This window comes from Streptomyces sp. NPDC054765, assembly GCF_053612065.1.
Map to the genome: position 1 here is coordinate 18,521 of NZ_JBSHBP010000001.1, position 19,746 is coordinate 38,266.

General features: G+C 67.6%; 20 protein-coding genes and 1 pseudogene. 2 read left to right on the plus strand and 19 right to left on the minus strand.

Annotated elements, in window-relative coordinates:
* Positions 1–15: 15 nt before the first annotated feature.
* The 18 genes and pseudogenes from ACWGJY_RS00120 to ACWGJY_RS00205 form a co-directional block, all read right to left on the minus strand.
* Positions 16–360 carry a hypothetical protein gene (locus ACWGJY_RS00120; RefSeq protein ID WP_453258513.1) on the minus strand — a complete coding sequence of 115 codons (345 nt, stop codon included), beginning with the start codon at positions 358–360 and terminating at the stop codon, positions 16–18.
* 104 nt (positions 361–464) lie between these two features.
* Positions 465–686 (minus strand): hypothetical protein, encoded by a 222-nt coding sequence (locus tag ACWGJY_RS00125; RefSeq protein ID WP_453258514.1) that lies wholly within the window; start codon positions 684–686, stop codon positions 465–467.
* Between the two features lie 91 nt (positions 687–777).
* Positions 778–1,347, minus strand: coding sequence for a hypothetical protein (locus ACWGJY_RS00130; RefSeq protein ID WP_453258515.1), 570 nt, complete (start codon positions 1,345–1,347; stop codon positions 778–780).
* A gap of 174 nt (positions 1,348–1,521) precedes the next feature.
* Positions 1,522–1,830, minus strand: a complete 309-nt coding sequence (locus tag ACWGJY_RS00135; protein WP_453258516.1) for a hypothetical protein — start codon at positions 1,828–1,830, stop codon at positions 1,522–1,524.
* A gap of 72 nt (positions 1,831–1,902) precedes the next feature.
* Positions 1,903–2,148 (minus strand): hypothetical protein, encoded by a 246-nt coding sequence (locus ACWGJY_RS00140; protein WP_453258517.1) that lies wholly within the window; start codon positions 2,146–2,148, stop codon positions 1,903–1,905.
* A 328-nt stretch (positions 2,149–2,476) separates the two neighbouring features.
* A pseudogene (locus ACWGJY_RS00145) lies at positions 2,477–3,379 on the minus strand (peptidoglycan-binding protein); the annotation flags it as partial.
* Between the two features lie 164 nt (positions 3,380–3,543).
* Positions 3,544–3,981, minus strand: a complete 438-nt coding sequence (locus ACWGJY_RS00150) for a hypothetical protein (protein WP_453258518.1) — start codon at positions 3,979–3,981, stop codon at positions 3,544–3,546.
* Complete coding sequence (locus ACWGJY_RS00155; RefSeq protein ID WP_453258519.1) at positions 3,982–5,085, minus strand: hypothetical protein; 1,104 nt, start codon at positions 5,083–5,085, stop codon at positions 3,982–3,984. It lies immediately after the preceding gene.
* Positions 5,085–6,014, minus strand: a complete 930-nt coding sequence (locus ACWGJY_RS00160) for a hypothetical protein (protein ID WP_453258520.1) — start codon at positions 6,012–6,014, stop codon at positions 5,085–5,087. The genes ACWGJY_RS00155 and ACWGJY_RS00160 overlap by 1 nt, the downstream gene beginning before the upstream one ends.
* A gap of 13 nt (positions 6,015–6,027) precedes the next feature.
* A complete protein-coding gene (locus tag ACWGJY_RS00165) occupies positions 6,028–6,963 on the minus strand; it encodes a hypothetical protein (protein WP_453258521.1) in 936 nt (311 codons plus the stop codon).
* Positions 6,963–11,222, minus strand: coding sequence for a phage tail tape measure protein (locus ACWGJY_RS00170; protein ID WP_453258522.1), 4,260 nt, complete (start codon positions 11,220–11,222; stop codon positions 6,963–6,965). The genes ACWGJY_RS00165 and ACWGJY_RS00170 overlap by 1 nt, the downstream gene beginning before the upstream one ends.
* Positions 11,223–11,256: 34 nt before the next feature.
* Complete coding sequence (locus tag ACWGJY_RS00175) at positions 11,257–11,601, minus strand: TFIIB-type zinc ribbon-containing protein (protein ID WP_453258523.1); 345 nt, start codon at positions 11,599–11,601, stop codon at positions 11,257–11,259.
* Entirely contained in the window at positions 11,598–12,080 is a 483-nt protein-coding gene (locus tag ACWGJY_RS00180) for a hypothetical protein (protein ID WP_453258524.1), read from the minus strand. Before ACWGJY_RS00180 ends, ACWGJY_RS00175 begins: the two co-directional genes overlap by 4 nt.
* Before the next feature lie 80 nt (positions 12,081–12,160).
* Positions 12,161–12,793, minus strand: coding sequence for a phage tail tube protein (locus ACWGJY_RS00185; RefSeq protein WP_453258525.1), 633 nt, complete (start codon positions 12,791–12,793; stop codon positions 12,161–12,163).
* 129 nt (positions 12,794–12,922) lie between these two features.
* Positions 12,923–13,378, minus strand: coding sequence for a hypothetical protein (locus ACWGJY_RS00190; RefSeq protein ID WP_453258526.1), 456 nt, complete (start codon positions 13,376–13,378; stop codon positions 12,923–12,925).
* Complete coding sequence (locus tag ACWGJY_RS00195; protein WP_453258527.1) at positions 13,375–13,803, minus strand: HK97 gp10 family phage protein; 429 nt, start codon at positions 13,801–13,803, stop codon at positions 13,375–13,377. The genes ACWGJY_RS00190 and ACWGJY_RS00195 overlap by 4 nt, the downstream gene beginning before the upstream one ends.
* The gene (locus ACWGJY_RS00200; protein WP_453258528.1) at positions 13,803–14,234 is read right to left on the minus strand and encodes a DUF6093 family protein; all 432 of its coding nucleotides are present in this window, start codon (positions 14,232–14,234) and stop codon (positions 13,803–13,805) included. The genes ACWGJY_RS00195 and ACWGJY_RS00200 overlap by 1 nt, the downstream gene beginning before the upstream one ends.
* A complete protein-coding gene (locus ACWGJY_RS00205; protein ID WP_453258529.1) occupies positions 14,224–14,595 on the minus strand; it encodes a hypothetical protein in 372 nt (123 codons plus the stop codon). The genes ACWGJY_RS00200 and ACWGJY_RS00205 overlap by 11 nt, the downstream gene beginning before the upstream one ends.
* A 318-nt stretch (positions 14,596–14,913) precedes the next feature.
* Here ACWGJY_RS00205 and dnaE point away from each other — a divergent pair, with 318 nt between their 5' ends.
* Both dnaE and ACWGJY_RS00215 read left to right on the plus strand, forming a co-directional pair.
* Positions 14,914–18,504: a DNA polymerase III subunit alpha gene (gene dnaE / locus ACWGJY_RS00210; RefSeq protein ID WP_453258530.1), complete on the plus strand. Its 3,591-nt coding sequence runs from the start codon at positions 14,914–14,916 to the stop codon at positions 18,502–18,504.
* Positions 18,501–18,851, plus strand: coding sequence for a DUF6300 family protein (locus tag ACWGJY_RS00215; protein ID WP_453258531.1), 351 nt, complete (start codon positions 18,501–18,503; stop codon positions 18,849–18,851). Before dnaE ends, ACWGJY_RS00215 begins: the two co-directional genes overlap by 4 nt.
* 329 nt (positions 18,852–19,180) lie before the next feature.
* Here ACWGJY_RS00215 and ACWGJY_RS00220 read toward each other — a convergent pair whose 3' ends face one another.
* Complete coding sequence (locus tag ACWGJY_RS00220; protein WP_453258532.1) at positions 19,181–19,618, minus strand: glycine-rich domain-containing protein; 438 nt, start codon at positions 19,616–19,618, stop codon at positions 19,181–19,183.
* Positions 19,619–19,746 lie beyond the last annotated feature (128 nt).

The following is a 19,746-nucleotide window of genomic DNA, read 5'->3' on the forward strand; positions in this document are numbered from 1 at the left end:
TCCAAGAGATTCGGTTCAGTCGGTCCGCAGAGCGCGGACCTCGAACGCGGACTGCCACTCCGGGTGCCGCTCGATGAGGAGCCGGACGTACCGGGAGCGATAGCTGTTGTTGAGGCGGAAGTCGTCGCCCGCCGTGGCGATGGCGTAGCGCCAGCGCAGGACCTCGAAGAGCATTCCGATGCCGACGCGCTTGGCTCCGCGCTTGAGGTAGTCGGCGGCCAGCTGCTCCAGGGCTCGCAGGACCCACGGGTTGAGCTGATGGAACGCCTCGAACTGCGCCTGGATCGTCGCTGCCTTGCCATCGGGCTGCCGCACCGTGTGAATCACCAGGCCCGGAATCTCGTCCTGGACGACCGCCATACCCCACCCCCTGGAGACCGATTTCAACAAGGTCTCCTATCTTGGGGCTTGGGAGCTGGATGATCAACCCCGCTAGTGGCAGGCGCGACTTCATGCCAACGCGGTTACGCGGAGGCGGTCGCCTCGGCGGCCTCTTCTGTATGCTGCTCGGCCTGCTCGCTCGCGCCTACGACGTCCCGCAGCATCCGGACCGCGAGGTTGTTGGTCGCGAGCTTGCCGTCCGGGCTCTCGGCTGCGTAGCGCATTAGCGCCGCTTCCGTTACGACGACTTCCGCCACCCTCATGACGGCGACGACGCCGCCGCCGGGCGTGTAGATGATCTGCACTGCTACCTCCTTGTACGGCTAAGGTCCACCCGTGAAAGGGTGTACCTATATCTTATTCGTACACAGGGTCTGAGTACAGTGTTTTCGCAGGTCAGAGGCTCTGACGCGCGTGACGCCCGCGCGTCAGCACCACCGAGCCGGGGCCGTCGTAGGTGCCGGCCCGCAAGGCTGCCTCCACCTTGCCGTCCACCTCCCACGGCAGGCTGCGGGCGCTCGCGCGAAGCTGGGGCACGGCCTCGATCACGGTGTCCAGCAGCCACAGCCGCGATCCGGACAGCAGCCAGTCCTCTTCCGGGAAGCTGCCCTGGGCTATCCGCGTGGCAAGGGTGCCTTGAGTCGGCACGTGGAAGAGCTCGATGATCTCGTGCTGGCCGACGATCGCGGGCAGCTCATCCCCGAGATCGGCTTCCCAGCCCTCGCCCTGCTCCGCGATCAGCTGTTCCTTGTACCGGACGTTCAGGAGCTTCGGTCGGGTGGTGGTCTTTCCGAAGCGGCAGGCGAACCCCAGCGGCCAGTACCTGACTCCGGAGACGACGATGGCCGTCGACGGGTCCAGGACGCGGCGGCTGGGAGCCAGCCATTGTCCCACCATCTGCGGTTCCACCCCGTACAGGGCAGCGAACTCCTGGTGCCCGACCAGATACGGCTTGCGCCTGTACATCGTCCCCGTCCCTCACTGTCGCCTCTCGCGTGCACCGGCAGGGTAGCCGTGCGCTGCGCCTCGCGCTCGGTGAAGGCACTGCTATCGTTGGCGGCGGTCTTCTCCAAGAGGCCCTGAACGGCCTCCGCTCCGGCGGAGGCCGTTCGCCTGCGTCTGGATGCTCGCCGGCCTCGCCTACGCGGGCGCTGAGCTCGCCTTGCCGGGCTGCGTTCGCGCGACAAGCTGAGGACGCCCCGTGCTGCGGTGTCGGCGCGCCTGCCGGGTGAAACGGAGGGCGTGCACACTCTTGCCTGTGATCTCCCGGAACGGCGCCACCACTTCTTCCCTCCGCAGCCGTCGTGAGCCCACGGTGAACACCGGCCCGCTTGGCCGCGAGCCGATCAGCTCAGCCAGTACAGCGGCGGCAGTGGCAGTGATTTCTGCTTCGAACGTCCCGTGTTCCTTGTTGTCGTGGAGAACGACGAAGCGTTCGGCGAGTTCCACATCCGGTACGTCCAGCGAGACGGCTTCGTCCAGCCGTACATCGGACTCCGAGAGCGAGGACTTCGGCGTCGGTCAGCCCCGGGCGACACCGAAGAGCGTCAATGCCACCGCGGTGATGCTGGCGAGGACGGCGATGGTCGGCAGCGGCCACTGCCCCCTCTCCAACGACGTCACCCTCGCCTCAAGCTCCTCCACTGCCTTGTCGGTCTGGTCGGACCGCTGCACCAGCAGCGCGAGCTGCCCGTCGATCTTGGCCAGGCCCACTTCCAGCGCGCTGCGCAGCTCGGCGAGGGCCAGTGCGACATCTCCCTCCGGCACGTGCTTCTCCCTTCGCTCATGTCGCAGGTCAGCGCAAGGGCGTGGCGGGGTCGCGCTTGAGCGGCAGCCACGAGGCGGTGCCCCGCCGCCCGAGCACTGTCCCGATGGTGGACTTCAGCGCGGACAGGGCTGCGGGTATCGCGGAGACAGCTGCGGCCTGCCAGGTCGAGAGGGACACCATGTCGGTGGTACTGGATGCGGCCATCAGGCCCAGCACGGACTGGAGGTAGGTGGCGATAGTGCGCTCGGCGACGTCAGCGAGGGCCTGCGGCATGGGGGGTTTCATCTCCTGGCGGGGCGTGTTCTTGGTTGGTTCGGCGGCGCCGGCCTGGTGTGGGACGCGCAGCTTGGCCCAGGTCTCCGGACCAGGGATGCCGTCGGCGGCATCCCCGTGATGGCCACACTTGATCTGATACGCGGCGTACGAGCGACGGTGCGCATCGCTCCAAATCGGGCCGGGCGGTCTGTCGTAGGAGTCGCAGCCCTCGGCGATCAACCGCTTTGCCATGGCCGCGATCACCGGCGAGGAACGTCCGGCGCGGAAGAAGTCCTTGCCGGGGTAGGCGGCGTACTTCGGTACCGGCTTCGGCTTCGGTTTCGGGTCCGGCTCGGGCTTCGGCTTGCGGGGCGGCTCGTTGCCGCCCTTGAGGTGGGCGGCGACGCGGGCCCGGAAGTCGTCCATGTCGATTCCGCCGGGATCCGACTTGGACGGCTTCCACTCCTTGTGACCGATGACGCTGTGCTCGTTCCAGCCGTGCGCACGGCAGATCGCGGCGGCGGCGCGCACCATCGCGTCGATCTGCGCCGAGGGCCACGGCTGGCTGCCCGTATTGATGCACTCGAAGCCGTAGAAGTGCCGGTTGCCGTCGGTGTCTTCCTCGTTGGCGCGGGGAAGGTGCGTCTTCTCCGCGATGACGGCGAGCAGCACGTCGGTATCGCCCATGCCAGCGTGGTTGGTTCGGCCATAGCCGACCAGGTGCACCGTTCCGTGCCGGTCGATCACTCCGTGGCACAGCGGCCCGGGAAGGGCCTGGTAGCCGACGCGGCAGGTCTCCACCATGTCGGACTCGGAGCTGTAGGAGCCGGTGTGATGGATCATGACCCCGTTCGCGGGGCCCCAGTTGCCGTGGGTGTTGCGGTTGTGGGTACGCCAATGGCCGTGCTCGACGACGCCGAGGCCCGCGTGCTTCAGCGCGGACAGGAACCTGTCCGCGCTCAAAGGTGTTGCCACGCTCGCTTCGCCATTCTCCCCTGCGCCGTATGGCAATCGGCCTAGCCCTCGGTGTGGGCCGGTCCCTCGGGAGTTGGCTGCGAAGCGTCGGGTGGAGGGTCACCCGGTGGTCATGGTACCCAGCGGCGCGCGGTGAGCTGCGCGGATGGCGCTGGGGTGTGCGGCTATTCCTCGTCGTCGCCGATGCGGCAGGAGGCGCTGTCCAGGCTGAGCCAGGTCGCCCGGACGCTGGCGCCGTCCTGCACACGCAAGGTCAGGCGGCCCTTCGGGTCGATGTCGATGTGGAGGGTGCGGCGGGCCGCGTCGGTGGCGACGGGTACGGTCCGGGGAACGGCGGGCCAGTAGCCCTCGGGGAGCAGGCCGATGACCGTTTCGTCTACGGCCCGGCCGCCGGGCAGCCCGATCCGGCCGCTGAACTCCAGCGTGTTCCACGGGTTGGCCCGCATCTGCGGCGGCTGCTTGGGGTCGGCCACTGACGTGTCACCGGTCAGCGGCACATCGCGCCACGGCGGGTACGGTGCGCGCCGGGCCCGCTCCAGCGTCGTGACACGCCGCTCCAGGCGGGCCAGGCGGCACGCGAGCGCGGCGATCGTGTCCGGCATCTACCTCTCCTTCGTTTCCTCGCCGCTGTCGGCGGGCTTCACGCTGCGGTCCAGCTTCAGCGTCACGCGCTCTGCGGTCTCGCCTTCGCCGGGCCGCATTGTCCAGCCGACGATGCGGTTCCATCCGTCGTAGGTGGTGTGGGGCTCGTGCAGCCGGATACGCACGTGGTCCCCGATGCGCAGCGCCTCGATCGGCGCGGCCGGGTGATCGGTGATCTCCAGCTCGGTGAGGGTAGGCAGGATCTGCCGTGCCATGCGCTCGCGCCGGGCGCGCTGCTTGAGCTTGGCCTCGTCCTTTTCGCTGGTCTCCAGCTTGTGCTCCAGGCGCAGCCGCCCGTTGCGCACACCGTCGATGACGATCTTGCGCTTTTTGCCCTCGCCTGCGCCCAGGCTCACGACCCACTGGGCGTACTCGTCGGCGTCCTTGATGACGTGCGGTTCCCCGACCACGTTGGCGCCGGTGGTGAATGTCAGGTCCTCGCGGCGCCGGCCGAGCTTCGGAGCGCCGAGGATGATGCGCCGCTCGGCGCGGCGCCCGCGCCAGGCCACGGTCTCCGACCACTCCAGGCCGTCATCGATGTCCGCCATCTCGTCCACGATCTCGCCCAGGTTGCGGGCGTCGGTGCGGGGGATGTCGTAAGGGTCCTTTGCGGTGCCGGTCTTGGCCTTCGACGTGGTGTCGTCCACGGCGACCTCGAGGTCGCCGTCCGCCTGCTCCTGGGCGTAGGCCCACACATCGCGGATCACCTCGCACGGGTCGGCCTCGACGTAGGGCCCGCGCCCGGCGAGGTTGCCGTGCAGGTCGTGACGGCGATGCAGGTAGCTGGTGAACCCCGAAGCTTCGATGGGCAGCTTGGGCCCTTGCGGCTCCGCACGCCAGATGACCCCTCCCCAGGCGAGCTTGGAGCTCCGCTCGACCAGGATCACGGCGTTCCCGCCGTCGAGCATGTCACTCAGGGAGCGGGCGAAGGTCGGGGCAAGAGTCCCACTGAACGAACCGGGCCCGGATATCTCCGGACCGAACTCCACTTCCGTCAACGGCAGGTTCCAGTGCAGGACCTCACCGGTCTCAGCGCGGGCGACGATGTAGCGGTAGTCGGGCATCACACCGGGCTTTCCGTGAACTCGATGTCGGCGGTGACCGTGGTACCGCGCGCTACCGACAGGTCACCGTCGCCGTACTTGTCGATCTGGTTGATCTGCACCACCAGGTGCTGGCGCGTGCCCCGGTAGGCGGGCGGCACAGCGACGGTGTCGCCCAGCACCACGGTGGCGCGGCGCGTGGTGGTGCCGTCGTCGTCGACAACGGTCGGCTTGGACCTGCGCTCGCCCAGGCTCATGCGCAGCTCGGCGTAAATGCTGCCTGCCTCCGCGCGCAGACCAGAGAGGGTGATCACGATGGTGGCCCTGGTTGCCCAGGCGGGGATGTCCAGATCCCAGGCCGCGTCCTTGGGCCAGGCCGCCCAGTGGCCGTGCTTGCCGAGCACCTTCTCCGTGCCCTGGGGGTGCACGGTGCGCAGGGTCCGCTCGGTGCGCGGATTGGCGATCCGCCGCAGGTCCGTGAGCATCTCCTCGGTGACGGCCGCAGTGTTGCGGGGCAGGGTGATCCGCGCCAGCGGGATGGCGGTCATGTCGCGCGGCGCAGGTGTCACCTCGTTGCTGATGTCCTGGATGAGGTGGAAGTAGCCGATGTCCTGCGTCCGGGGATCGCGCTCGCCCTCGAATTCGGGATCTTCGATACGCAGGACCAACAGGTCTGTGCGGGCAAACGGGCCGGTCGGCGGGACGTCGACCACGGCGTCGCCGGCGTTGGTCTGGGTGTAGGCGCCCTGCCAGGGCCGCGCCCCGTGGATGAGGGCCGAGCCGCCGCCGACGCGGACGCCGGGCCCGGGAGCCTCCAGAGGCCGGACTTTCAGGTCTCCGGCTTCGGCGATGCCCTGCCGGCCGCGTGCCAGGTCGCGGATCATCAGGCGCATCGCGCGGGCCGGGTGGTTACCGCCGTGCACCATCATCGGGGGCTGGACAAGGGTCACAGGTGCTCTCCGTTCACAGGGCGGTGTACGCCGACCGCCACGACACGACGAGTCGGCAGGTGCCGGTGGGGTCCTCCGCGGCCCACCCGATCTCCGAGCGGCCCCGCGGGATGCTGAACAGGTCGAGCCGCGAGGCGGGGGTGAGGTCGTTCGCGACGTTGGTGACGCCGTTGCGCAGGGCCCAGCAGGTGCCGGGTCGCGTCTCCATCTCCACCCACTCCCCGGCACGCAGCTCCAGGCCGAGTTCGAGTACGCGGCCGGTGACGGTGTTCCACATGCGCGGGCGGTTGGCCGGGCCGTGGATGCGGATGCTGGGCCAGGCCGAGACGTTGCCGTGGTTGGTGATCCAGCCGGGGCGGTCGGCCGGGTCGGCGCTGCCGCAGTCGGCGGGCGCGCACAGCGGCGCGGTGACGTTCCGATCGTCGGGCTTGTGGTCGGCGGCCTGGTCGAGGGTCAGCGTCAGCTGGGAGAGTTCGTCGGCGTGCCAGCGCGGGTCGAGGGCGGCGAACTCGATGTCCAGCGGGATCCATCCGTTGATCGCATTGGTGGTGCTGGTGGCTTCCAGGCGGCGCAGCCGCCCGTACAGGCGGCGTATGCCGTGGCCGGGCCAGCGGCCACGCAGCACGGCCCGCCCCTGGGGGCGGGTGCGGGCGGCCGGATCATCGACGGCCAGCTCCAGGCGGGCCAACAGGTCGGCGGCCGCAGTCGGATCGCCCGGGGTCTTGATGCCGGCCTCGACGCGGACGGTGCGCGGCCCGTAGAAATCCTGGCCCGGATTGGTGCCGTCGCCGGTCGGGTTGTCGGTGTCCTGTGGCCGGACGGCGGGCGAGCCGAGTCCTTCGATGTTGCCGATGGGGATGCAGGTGCCTCTGCCGAGGACGACACCGCCGATCTCGAACTGCCACGGGGCCAGCTCGATGGGCGGGGACTTCTTCACTGGTGTGGTCATCAAACCCTCCCGCCCCTTTGGGCGTTGCGCAGGTTGCGCATCATCTCGGTGCCGATCTGCTCTGGCGTCGCAGAGCTGTCGGTGACGGTGACCGGCATGGTGCCGATCAGCGGCTGCTGCTCGCGCACGACGACGACCTGGACGCGCCCGGCCGACCGGCCATCGACTACCCGCGTTCGGGCGCGGTCCGATCCGGTGCGCACGTCGAAGGCGCGGACGACGCCCGCCAAGGCCTCCGTGCTCTTGGCGCGCTTGAACGAGCTGGCGGCCATGGGGTTGTAGTTGGCTCGGCTTCGAACACCGCCGTCGGCGTACCACTCGACCTGGCCGCCGAAGCGGCCAACGACGTCCTCGACAACTGCCTTGCTGCGAACTCGCTTTGCGGGCGAGAGGGGTACATATGCCTCGCCCTGAGTCTCTGGCTCACCCCATACGCGCCACGATCCGGCAGGAGCGATCTGCGCGACGTGCTGCTCCTGCCGGCGGGGACGAACCGCGTCCTCCCGAACACCTCCGTCGGCGTAGTAGTCGACCACCCCACCATTGGCCTGGCCGAAGCCCTTGAGGTTCGGGTTTTGGATCGAGTCGGGAATGCCGTTGGCGTCGTGGTCCCAGGAAGGTCCCTTGACCTGCCGGAACAACGTGACAGTCACCTGCTTGTCGCGCAGGGCGTCGATCCGGGCCTTGATCGCGGCAGCTGCCTTGGTCGGGCCGCCCGTGGGGACGGTGATCTTGACGTTCTTGGTGCCGGGTACCTTCTCGATCCGGAAGCCGAGCGCCTCCAGCTCCATGCGGGCCTGCGCAGTGGGGGCGCGCACTGTCACGGACTTCGCTCCCGGCGTCGCCCGGATCTTTGCCTGCACCGCCTCCATGCTCTTGATCGCAGCAGCGGTTGCCGCTGACACCCGCACGTTTTTCGAGCGCGGCGTCTTCCCGAGCTTGTCGATCAGTCCGTCCAGGTTCTTGCGGGCTGCGGCAGTCGGTGCCGTGATCTTGATCTGGCGCGTGCCGGGCACGGTCTTGACGGTGAAGCCGAGGCTGCGCAGTTTCTTCTGCGCGCCCTCGCTCAGCGAGTCGACCTTGATCGTCTTCTGGTTCGGCAGTCGGTGGAACTCGGACTGGACAGCAATGAGATTCGCCAGGGTGCTGTCCATGCCCTTGGTCTGGAGCAGGAGCGAAACCTTCGACGGCAGCAGACCGAGGCTGTCCGCGACGCCCTGGGCCTGGGTCTTGGTCAGCCCGTAGCTCTGCGCGGCCTTGATTGCCTCGGCGCGTGCCCGGCTCATCTCGCCGCGGGCCTTCGCCAGCGCCGCGGGCAGGGCCTCACCGTTGCGCTGCGCCAGGTCGTACGTGGCCACCGAAGCATCGGCAGCCGCGTCGGACAGTGTGGTGAGCTGTGAGTACAGCTGCTGACCGTTCCGGGTCGAGGTGTTGAGGGTCTTGTCCTCGTTGACGAGCTGCTTGCCGCCGTAGCCCTCCTTCTGGTTGACGTTCTTGCCGCCCTCCTTCAGGTCCAAGACAGCCGAGTTGACCTTCGCCTTTGCGGCCTGGAGGGAGATCTGGCCGCCCGAGAGCAGGTCGAGGGCGCTCTTGAGAGAGCGTGTGCGGGTGTCGGCATCGGCCGTCTGATCCGCCAGGCCGCCGACTGCGGTCTTGAGCCGGTCGTAGGCTGAGGTGCCGTCGCCGGCGCCGCGCGTGGCCTTCGCCAATTCCTTGGCGTTCTTGATCGACTCGGCCATTTCGCCCTTGACGCTACCCAGAGCATCGGCGGCGTCCTTGTACCGCTGACCCACCGGCGAGTAGTCCAGGACTTGGGCCTTGCCGCCAGCCAGATCCTTGTACGCCTTATGGGAATCCGCCGTGGCCTGGAGCTTCTTCTGCAGCGCGTCCAGCGACGTGCCTTGGCCGAGGTAGGCGTCGGTCAGCGTGGAAAGTGGCACACCGGCCTGCTCCATCACCTTGGTCAGCTGTCCCTGGGAGGCCTTGGTGTCCAGAAGGACCTGCGCAGCCTGCCCGCGTACATCCCCGGTGATGTGTCCGCCCGATTCCCGCAGCGCGGAGGTCAGAGAGGAGATTCGCTGCTGGTGCTCGGCCGCCGCCTGCGCCGCGCGCTGCTGACGTGCCGCGAGCAGTCCCAGGCCGACCGAGACACCGGCCATGGCGATACCGAAAGGTCCACCCAGGGCGCCCGAGATACCGGACATGGCCGAGCGCAGGCCTGAACCGGCCGCCCGGGTCACTCCGTTCATCGTGCCCATGAACGTCACGCCCGCGCCGTTCGCGCTGCGGAACGCGGCGGTCATGTTGCCGAGGAACCCGATCCGAGCCTGCACCGCCGCCCAGGCAGCGCCGTACCGCCCAAGCGACACACCGGCGGTGGCAGCGAGGGTCTGTTGTACCCGCATCTGCTGGGCGAAGTTCTGAAACCCGATGCGTACCGGGCCGGTGACGGTGTTTGCGAGGCTGGTCAGGCCGGGCTGCACCCTACGGAACAGCAGCATCGCCAAGGCCGCCGACTGGATGGGGGCGGGCAGCGCGCCGAAGGCGCTGACCAATCCGCCGACGACGTGACCGATCGGGACCAGAACCGTGGACAGGCCCGACACCGCATCCATGGCCACGTTCGCGACGGTGGCGATGATGTCGAGAGTGCCAGCCGCGGCGCCGTTCTTCCCCAGGCCGGAGAGGGCGGAGACGATGGGCTCCGCGCCGTCGGCTGCGTTGCGTAGGACCGCACCGAGCATGCGGGCGGCGTTGATCAGCAGGTTCAGGCCCGTGGCAAGGGTGTGCTCGCCCAGCTCCTTGAGCGGCCCGAGCAGCCCGCGGGCCTCGTCTATCAGCCCACCGAGCCCGGCCCCTGCCTTGGCCTTCAGCTCCGGTCCGTACAGGACCGCGAGGTTGCGGCCGTACTCCAGCGCGGTGGTCAGGTACGGCGTCGCCCCGGCCATCCCACGCGTCAGCAGCCGGGTGACGTACTCCAACCCGGGAGCCATGCCCTGGTACAGCGCCAATCCGGTTTGCTTGGCCTGGGTACGCAGCTGCGTCATCGCACCGGTCAGGCCCTGGCCGCGCGACGCGGTGATGGAGGCAGCGGCCCCGGTCTGGCGTACGGCCATCGACAGGGAGTCGAAGCTCTCGGTGCCCTGATGGGCCAGTGCCACGGCGCCGGAGAGTGCTGGCTTGCCGAACGCCTGGGTGACACTGGCCGTGAAGTCCTTTTGGGACATGGTGCGCTGGGCTTTCGACAGGCCGTCGATCACCACCCGCAGGCCCCGGAATTTTCCTTGCGCGTCCCAGGCGTTGATCCCGAGGTCCTTGAGGGCGCCGGCCATCTGCGGTGTCGGAGCAGCGAGGTTGGCGAACATCCCGCGCAGTGACGTTCCTGCGGTCTGTCCGAGGATGCCGCTCTTGCCGAGCATGCCGACGGCAGAGGCCGTGTCCTGCAGCGAGATGCCCAGGCCGTGCGCCACCGGGCCCGCGTAGCGCATCGAGTAGTAGATGTCGGTGATGCTGCCGCTCGCGTTGTTCGCGGTGGCGGCCAGCGTGTCCGACGCCTTTCCTGCCTGATCAGCGCCGAGGGCGTACTGATCCATCACGTCACCCAAGTACTTCGCGGACGTGGCGGCGTTGACATCGGCTGCCGACGCAAGCTGGAGCGAGGCACGTACAGAGTCGATGGACTGGTCCGCGCGGAATCCCGCCTTCGACAACTCGACCATGCCCTCGGCCGCGTCTGCCGCGGTCGCGTTCGGAAGGCTCGCGTCGTTGCCGAGCTGCTGCGCGACGATGGAGGCGCGCTTCATCTGTCCGGGGTTGGCGCTGGTGACCGCCCGGAACTGGTTCATCTCCTTCTGGTAGCGGTTGCCCTCCTGAACCATCTCGCCCGCGCCAAGCAGCAGGCCCCCGCCTGCGAGCATGTTGGTGGCGGAGATGCCGCGCCTGCCCGCGCCGGCCGTTGCGCGTTGCAGGCGGGACATGGAGCGGGCGCCGTCATCCCCGACCGCGCGCAGGCTGGCGCGGGCGGCTGCGGCGCGAGCGGCAATGCGGTTCAGCTCGCCGACGGCGGAGCGGGTAGAGCGGTTGAGCGCCGCGAACTGGCTCGATAGCCGTGCGCCGTTGGCGTCAAGGCGGGCGAGGGAACGATTGGCGGCGTCGGTGCGGTCGGCCAGGGTTCGCATCTGGCCGGAGGCAGCGCGAGTTCCCGCGATCAGGTCGCGGACCTCGGCACGCATCGCCACGGTCAGGGTGAACCCGGCCACCGCCGGCTCTCCTTACATTCGTTGTGCGGGTAGATCAGGTGGGGCTGTGGTGCTGGCCGCGCGGTAGGAGCTGGATCTTCACGCCGTAGCCGGAGCGGTCGCCGGGGACGTGGTCGCGCTCCTGCTCGATCAGCTCGCAGCCGGGGCAGCGCAGGGTGTCGGTGACGTAGGCGTGAGGGTCACCGCCGCGTTCGTGGTCCCATTCCTCCATCCGGGTGTGGCACTCCGGGCACACCGCGCGCTGCCACTCCGCCCAGGCCAGAGCCTTGGCTCGATCCAGTGCTGTCCACCGGCCGTCGCCGCCGAGCAGCTGGGAGTGCGGGATGCGGTACTTGTCGCACAGCTCCAGCTCGGACCTGAGCCCGGCGTCACGGCTCAACCTTTTCCCAGGTCGACCCGGCTTTCCTGCTGGACCTGCCAGGCGGCCTCCCAGAGGAAGTTGGCATCCGGCGCCGACCAGGTGGTCAGGAGTTCGGCGGCCTCCTCGCGGCTCATGCCGTCGAAGGACGCCGCGGAGATCAGCGCGGCGGGGAAGGTGTCCGGGTTGAACACCGCCCCTTCCGCCTCCTGTTTCTCTGTCGGCGGGTGCTCGGCGATCAGTTCCTCCAGTACCGGGCGCGGCAGCGCCAGGAACGTCAGGAAGTCGGAGGCGTCATCCAGCTCGGCGCGTACCGTCGCGGCAACCGACTCGGCGTCGGAGGCGCGCTGGGTGGCCAGCTCGTCATCCGGGGTTGCTTCGGCGAGGAACCGGGCATGCTGGGCGGTCTGTTCGGCGGCCTCGACCCGCTCCCTGAGCTCGTTGTCGTCGCAGACGCGGAGCTTGTTCGTCGGCCGGGTCCGGCGACGCAGGCGTTCCATTTTGGTTGCCCACGCCCCCTCCGCCGGCGTCTCGACGCTGGCAGGGGACGGGCCTTTGGCCGGTGCGGGGCGCGACACCGTCAGTCCTCGCCGTGCTCGTGAACGGTGGTCTCGGTCGCGCTCACGACAGTCACGTCAACGTCGTCGTGATCGTGGTGACCGTGGCCGTGGGGACCATCGTCGTCGCAGTCCTCGGGCGGCTTCGGCAGAGTGTGGATCGCCTCCGGCACCACGGTGTCCAGGGACGGCTCGTCGATGATGGTGAAGTCGACCTTGAACTTGGCCGCCTCGTTGCCGGTGGAGTACGTTGCGGCGCGGGTGGCGACCTGTACGGGGAAGACGTCAACGGAGCGGGAGCCGGGGATGTCGCCCTTCCTCAGCAGGACGATCCAGCCCTTGGCGCCCTTGGGGAGCTTCTGCTCGATCGCGTCGGAGTGCTGGTCCTCGTAGAACGTCAGGCTGGACTTCTCGGCCTTGTCGTTGCCCGGGATCGAGGAGTTGAAAGTCGAGCCCATATCTGGGGTCTCGATCGGGTCGTTTTCGAGCGCCCAACCCTCAATGTCCGAGACTGCGTTGGTCAGGTCGAACCGGTTGGGTTCGCTGATCTCCGTGCGAGTCGGCCACTTGGGGTCGTTGATCTTCTGTAGCCAGTAGATCTTGGAGATGCCGCGCCGGAGGAATCGGGTCTGGGTGGCAGGCTTCTTCAGGGACACAGGTCCGCTCCCACTTCTGAGGCAGCGTCCCGTGCGAGGCCCTGCCCCTTGAGGTTCAAAGGGGGTTCGCCTGGCCTGGGGCCTAGCGTCCGCGCGGACCTCCGCGGTGAGGATCGAAGAAACGTTTCTTCATGCAGGGGTCACGGTGATCGTGAACCGCTGCACGTAGGACACGATAGCGCCTGCCGCCGACACCGAGGGCTCTCCTCCGGCGTCGTGATCCAACTCGCGGTCAATGACGCGTGCTTGGGGAATCGGCAGGTCGTGGGCCCATCCGCCGCCTTCGCTGTTGCGGCCGACGACGCCGGCACGGACGCTGTCGGAGAGCCACTGCACTTGGTCGTCGCGTTCGCCGACAGACGTCACCTGGTAGGTCCAGGCAGCGTCGGCGTGCCAGTCCCATAGCGGCGGGCCGCTGAACTCGCCGGGCAGCGAGTCGAGGATGGTGTACGGCGCGGAAGCAGGCGCCCACTCCCCGGACTCGTCTTGCACACGCGGCAGTTCGCCCACGCCGCACGGTCGGCCGGTGGCCTTAGCGATCAGCGCGGCGAGTGCCCGGGTGACCGGCAGGCGCGCGGCGGTCACGGCAGCACTCCGTCCGCCAGGGCCTGGATGAAGGCGGGCCGCGTCTGCCGGAAGGCGGGCTCGACGTGCGGAAACGGGCGCTGTCGGTAGTGGCGGCCGAGCGAGTCGACACCGACGAATCCGTACTCCAGTCGCCTCGCCTGCGGTGCGTTGGAGAAAACCTCCGCCGTGACCTGTCCTCCTTCGGTGCCCATCCGCACGTTCCAGGAGGCGCGGTACTGGCCGGTGATCACCCGCGGCCCTGGCCTGCCGGACGCGTTGCGCTGGATCCGCACGCGCAGCAGCATCGCGTGGTGCTGGGTGATGGTGCGTGTACGGGCTCGGGCAGCCGGGCCCATGCGGCTGAGCACAGCGGCCAGTGCGATCGGGTCGCGGAAGGCGGTCGCATCGGGGTGTGCATTCGGGTGCGGGTTCGCAGGCGCCATCAGTCGATCACCTGTACCCGGACGATCCGCACCACGCTGTAGGTGCCCACGGACTTGTCCGAGACGCGGAAGCGCCGACCTATCAGCTGCTGGTCGCGCGGACCGCCCAGACGTAGGGACCCGGCAACACGAATCACGTCGTCCGGCCGTAGCTCGGGGGCCTGCACGGGTAGCACGGCCTGGTAGTCCGTCGTCGGCGACTCCTGCATGACCGTGCTACCGAGCGGCTTGGTGATCGACGGGCGCCCCAGCGAAATCACCGCGCCGAGCCCTTCCCAGATCAGCCGCTCGTCCGGCTTTGGCGGCACAAGCTTTCCTGTGGACTCGTCCAGAACGTCGTCCGCGCGTCCACCGCTGTCGCGCCAGGCTTCGAGCTTGTCATCCAGGAGGCGGCCGACGACGCGCCGCGCCCCATCCACGTCAAACGCCACGAGCCCACTCCTCAAGTTGAGTGAGCATCGCTTTGGTGAGCGAGTGCGGTTCCGTACCGAGATCGGGACGGGCGAGCGCGGCGTGCTCCAGGGCCTCCGGGTCGATGGCATCGAGGAAGACGGCTGCGGCCGGGCCTGGGTCCGGGACGTCGGTGACGGAGACGCGTGCCATCCCGGACCACTGGTCGCTGCCGTGGTCGGTGACGTGGAGGAGGACGTGGGCAGGCTCGCCCGCGATCTGGGTGATGGTGTAGGCGCCGACGGCTCGCGGGTCTACTCGCTTGCCGTCGATCTCGACATCGGCCTTGCCACCGCTGGCGGTGATCCGGACATGGTGCCGGGAGCTGTCGTTGTGGTCCATTCAACTGAAACTAAGACTCCTGTCGGACAGCCGCCGAGGCTACTTCCGCGAGTGCTGGCGGCCGAGATCGCGGGCCACTGCGTCCCGTCCATCGCCGTTTCCAGCGCCCCTGCCGCTGTCAGGGAGGCGAAAGGGGCCTCTTCTTCACAGCCGGTGCCGCTACTCGGAGAGCTTTCGCGAGGACTCTGTGTGATACCGCAAGGTCATCGTTTTGACCCGGTTTTGATCATGCTTAGGGGGTTCCCGCACCGGCGTTTCACGAGGCGCGGAGGGATAGGGTGGTGGCTTCCCGCGACCCGCCTCGGAGGTGCCTGAACGGTGTCCGAAAGCTTTGTTCACCTGCACAATCACACCGAATACTCGATGCTCGACGGCGCTCAGCGCCTGAAGCCGATGTTCACCGAAGTGGCGCGTCAGGGCATGCCTGCCATCGCCATGAGCGACCACGGGAACATGTTCGGGGCATACGAGTTTCAGCAGGTGGCCAAGGGCTTCGACGGGGTGAAGCCGATCATCGGCATCGAGGCGTACGTCGCCCCGTCCTCACGCCGCAATCGCAAGCAAGAGTTCTGGGGCCCCGGCGGCGTGCGGGCCATGGCGGATGACGGCGAGGGCTCCAAGGACGTCTCAGGCGGTGGACGCTTCACCCACATGACCATGTGGGCACAGAACGTGAAGGGCCTGCAAAACCTCTTCTACATGTCGACCGAGGCCAGCTACACGGGCCAGTTCCCCGCCGGCAAGCCCCGTATGGACATGGAACTGATCTCCGAGCACGCCGAGGGGATCATCGCGACGACCGGCTGTCCGTCGGGAGCGATCCAGACGCGGCTGCGCCTGAACCAGTACGACGAGGCGCGGGAGGTGGCCGGGGCCTACCAGGACATCTTCGGGAAGGAGAACTACTTCCTCGAGCTGATGGACCACGGCCTGGACCTGGAGCGCAACGTTCGCGGTGATCTGCTGCGGCTGGCGAAGGATCTCGACATCCCGCTGCTGGCCACGAACGACGCGCATTACGTGCTGGAGGAGCACGCGGACGCGCACGACAACCTGCTGTGTATCGGCGTGGGCAAGAACAAGGACGATCTAAAGCGATTCCGCTTCAATGGCTCCGGTTACTACCTCAAGACCGCGGCCCAGATGCGAAAGCTCTTCTCCGAGATCCCCGAGGCGTGTGACAACACGCTGCTGATCGCGGAGCGCATCGAGTCCTACGAAGAGGTCTTCGCGCCCGAAGACGAGATGCCGCAGTACCCCGACGTTCCTGAGGGCGAGACCCAGGAGTCGTGGTTGCGCAAGGACGTGATCAAGGGCCTGGAGATGCGCTACGGCTCTCCGGTTCCTGACCATGTCATGGAACGGTTCGAGACCGAGATGAAGGTCATCGGTCCGATGGGCTTCAGCTCGTACTTCCTCGTCGTCGCGGACATCTGCCAGTACGCCCGTGACAACAAGATCCCTGTAGGCCCCGGCCGTGGGTCAGCGACCGGTTCGATCGTCGCGTACGCCACCCGCATCACGGAGCTGTGTCCGCTGGAGCACGGGCTGCTGTTCGAGCGGTTCTTGAACCCCGAGCGCATCAACCCGCCGGATGTCGACCTCGACTTCGACGACCGCCACCGCGACCGGATGGTGCGCTACGTCACCGAGAAGTACGGCGACGAGTACACCGCCATGGTCAACACCTTCGGCAAGCTCAAGGCCAAGAACGCGATCAAGGACACCTCCCGCCTGCTCGGCTATCCCTTCGCGCACGGTGAGCGCATCACCAAGGCCCTGCCCGCCGATGTGATGGGCAAGAGCATCCCGATCTCCGGGATCTTCGATCCCGAACACCCCCGCTACGGTGAGGCTGGCGAGATCCGGGCCTTGTACGAGGCTGAGCCGGATGTGAAGAAGGTCGTGGACGGCGCCAAGGGCGTCGAGGGCCTGATCCGAGGCACCGGTGTGCACGCGGCAGCGGTCATTCTGTCGAAGACGAAGCTGACCAACCGCATCCCGCTGCACATGCGCGCCAAAGACGGCGTCAAGATCACCGGATTCGACTACCCGTCCTGCGAGGACATGGGCCTGGTCAAGATGGACTTCCTCGGTCTTCGGAACCTGGGAGTCATCGACCACTCCCTGCAAAACATCCGCGAGAATCGCGGCCTCACCATCACGACCGACACCGTCCCGCAAAACGGCGACCAGCCGATCCCGCTGGACGACGCCAAGACATTCGAACTGCTGGCGCGGGGCGACACCTTCGGCGTCTTCCAGCTCGACGGCGCGGGCATGCGCACGCTGCTCAAGCTGATGGAGCCGAGCCGGTTCGAGGACATCGCGGCCGCCCTCGCCCTGTACCGCCCCGGCCCCATGGCGGCGAACGCACACACCAACTACGCGCACCGCAAGACCGGCCGCCAGGAGATCGAGCCGATCCACCCCGAGCTCAAGGACGCCCTGGAGCCCATCCTTGGCAACACCTTCCACCTGCTCATCTACCAAGAGCAGATCATGGCCATCGCCCGGCAGCTCGCTGGCTATACCCTCGGTGGCGCCGACCTGCTGCGCCGGGCCATGGGTAAGAAGAAGCCCGAGGTGCTGGCCGCCGAGTGGGAGAAGTTCCACGGCGGCATGCGGGGCAACGACTACAGCGAAGAGTCGATCAAGGCGCTGTGGGACGTCATGCTCCCCTTCTCCGGCTACGCGTTCAACAAGTCCCACACCGCCGGCTACGGCCTCGTCTCCTACTGGACTGCCTACCTCAAGGCCAACTTCCCGGCCGAGTACATGGCCGCGCTGCTCACGTCCGTGGGCGATGACAAGGACAAGGCCGGTATCTACCTGGCTGACGCCCGTAAGCTCGGTGTGCAGGTGCTGCCGCCGGATATCAACGAGTCCGTGGCCAACTTCACCGCCGTCGGCGACGACGTCCGGTTCGGCTTGCGTTCTGTCCGGAACGTCGGTGAAGGCGTCATCGAGTCGCTGGTCGCCTCCCGCAAGGCCAAGGGCAAGTACTCCTCGTTCCCCGATTTCCTCGACAAGGCCGACATCACGGCTCTCAACAAGAGGGCTGTGGAATCCCTGATCAAGGCCGGGGCCTTCGACTCGCTCGGACACACCCGCAAGGGGCTCACCGGCTCTCACGAAGATGCCATCGACGCGATCATCCCGGTGAAGAAGGCTGCCTCCTTCGGACAGGACGACCTCTTCGCGGGAATGGGCGGGGGCAACGACGAGCAGCCGGTGTTCGGCCTGGACTTCCCCATCAGCGAAGACGAGTGGCCGCGCAAACAACTCCTCGCCACAGAGCGGGAAATGCTGGGCCTGTATGTGTCGGCGCACCCGCTGGACGGCACCGAGCACATCCTGACGCGCAACCGCGACACCACGATCAGCGAACTCCTCGGCTCGGGCCGTACGGAAGGCATGGTGCGACTGTCCGGCCTCGTCGCCGGTGTCGACCGCCGCATGACCAAGCAGGGCAACGCCTGGGCGATCCTCAACCTCGCTGACCGTGACGGCGAGATGGAAGTTCTCTTCTTTCCGGCTACCTACAACTTGGTCCAACACGCCCTGATCCCTGACAGCGTGGTCTCCGTCCAAGGTCGGCTCAACGAGCGGGACGGGGTGGTCAACATCTACGGGCAGGAGATCCAGACCCTGGACGTTTCCTCAGCCGAGAGCGGCGGCCGGCCACCCGTACAGCTTGCCTTCCCGGCACACAAGATCAACGAGCCCGTCATCGCTGAGCTGAAGCGCATCCTCAAAGCCCACAAGGGCGAAAGCCCAGTGCGGATGCGTGTTCAGGCGCACGATAAGACCATCGTGTATGAGCTGGGCTTCATGGTGGACCCAAACTCTGTCGCCTCCGACGTCAAGGGCGCTTTCGGCCCGAACACATGGCTCGGCGTGACGTGACCGGCCTAGCCGAAGAAGTCACTCTCCAGCTCGACAAACCACCGGACTGTCCTCGATGCGAAGGCGAAAGCCTGCTCCTAGCCCGCTTTCCGCACTCGTGGCGCAACGCGAGCGGTGAGGTGGTGCACGGGAACCGGGAGGCAGTGCTGTGCCGAAGCTGCGATCGCGGCGCGCAGCCTGCCGACGAGTTGATCGCGCTCTTCGCTGTGGACGAGCTGCTGGATCAGAACAACGTCGAGATCTTCAGCGCGTTGGCAACCGCATGGGTCGAATCCGTACGGCAGCGCAGCGCCGACGAGTCCATGCTCGCCGATGAAGAGGAGTGTTGGCGCCGAGGCGACCTCTGACCCGTCAATCTCCCGTACGGCATGCACAGGCACGGGGCCGGCGCCACTACGGCGTCGGCCCCGCGGCCCTACTACTCCTCAGAGCTTTCGTTCGGGACGTCGTCCGGCGGGACGATGGCGCCGTCCTCGTTCTCGGCGGTTCCACCGTTTCGGATGACGGCCCAACGGTCAGCGAAGGGGCTTCGCATGCTGTTCACCTCCTTCATCGCTAGCGGGTAGGCCCGGCAGACTCATACCTGCGGGAGCCAGTGAGCGGCACAGCGGATGGGGCGTTGACCGCCGCCGCATGTGTTCCCCAGGGGTGAAAAGCGGCCGCTACCTTTGGCCGACTAGCAGCAGGGGCCGTCGCCGCAGCATGTCGGCGCGTTGCAGTCTGCCTTCAAGCCCCACAGGCTCTCGTCGACCTCGTAGCCTGCCTCGCGGATCCTGCCGACGACGTCGACCATCGTCGCCTTATCCCGGTACCGGGACTTCGGGGCGTGGTGGATGTACCGGCCGTAGCGTTCCATGCACCAGCTCGTGTACTCCTCGCTGTGCAGCATGAACGTGTGCCACGCCGGGTCGACCTGCTTCGACGGCGAAAGGCCCACACCAGTGGAGCCCATCACGTCGAGGAAGGCGAGTCCCTGGTCCATCACACGCTTGGCCACGGACGCTTCCAGGCCGTATTCCTCGGCGCAGAAGCCCACGAGCCGATCGAACAGCTCAGGGGCGACAAGATCACGCCCGGACCGTTGTGCTGCGGTAACTTCCAGTGCTGTTGCCATGGTGGTTTGCCCTCCACAGTCAGTTGGAAGCCGGGGTCTCGGCGAGACTCCGGGTGGTGCACCGTCCACCGGTCAGTCCAGCACGTATGACTCGGCAGACGGAGTCTTTGGGCCTGATAGGCCTGATT

What these genes read in the sequence shown, in the direction of transcription:
- ACWGJY_RS00130 (WP_453258515.1), bottom strand. Translation starts at nt 1,347, where the DNA reads ATGTACAGGCGCAAGCCGTATCTGGTCGGGCACCAGGAGTTCGCTGCC.
- ACWGJY_RS00205 (WP_453258529.1), bottom strand. Translation starts at nt 14,595, where the DNA reads ATGGACCACAACGACAGCTCCCGGCACCATGTCCGGATCACCGCCAGC.
- ACWGJY_RS00150 (WP_453258518.1), bottom strand. Translation starts at nt 3,981, where the DNA reads ATGCCGGACACGATCGCCGCGCTCGCGTGCCGCCTGGCCCGCCTGGAG.
- ACWGJY_RS00165 (WP_453258521.1), bottom strand. Translation starts at nt 6,963, where the DNA reads ATGACCACACCAGTGAAGAAGTCCCCGCCCATCGAGCTGGCCCCGTGG.
- ACWGJY_RS00195 (WP_453258527.1), bottom strand. Translation starts at nt 13,803, where the DNA reads ATGGCGCCTGCGAACCCGCACCCGAATGCACACCCCGATGCGACCGCC.
- ACWGJY_RS00120 (WP_453258513.1), bottom strand. Translation starts at nt 360, where the DNA reads ATGGCGGTCGTCCAGGACGAGATTCCGGGCCTGGTGATTCACACGGTG.
- ACWGJY_RS00220 (WP_453258532.1), bottom strand. Translation starts at nt 19,618, where the DNA reads ATGGCAACAGCACTGGAAGTTACCGCAGCACAACGGTCCGGGCGTGAT.
- ACWGJY_RS00180 (WP_453258524.1), bottom strand. Translation starts at nt 12,080, where the DNA reads ATGGAACGCCTGCGTCGCCGGACCCGGCCGACGAACAAGCTCCGCGTC.
- ACWGJY_RS00155 (WP_453258519.1), bottom strand. Translation starts at nt 5,085, where the DNA reads ATGCCCGACTACCGCTACATCGTCGCCCGCGCTGAGACCGGTGAGGTC.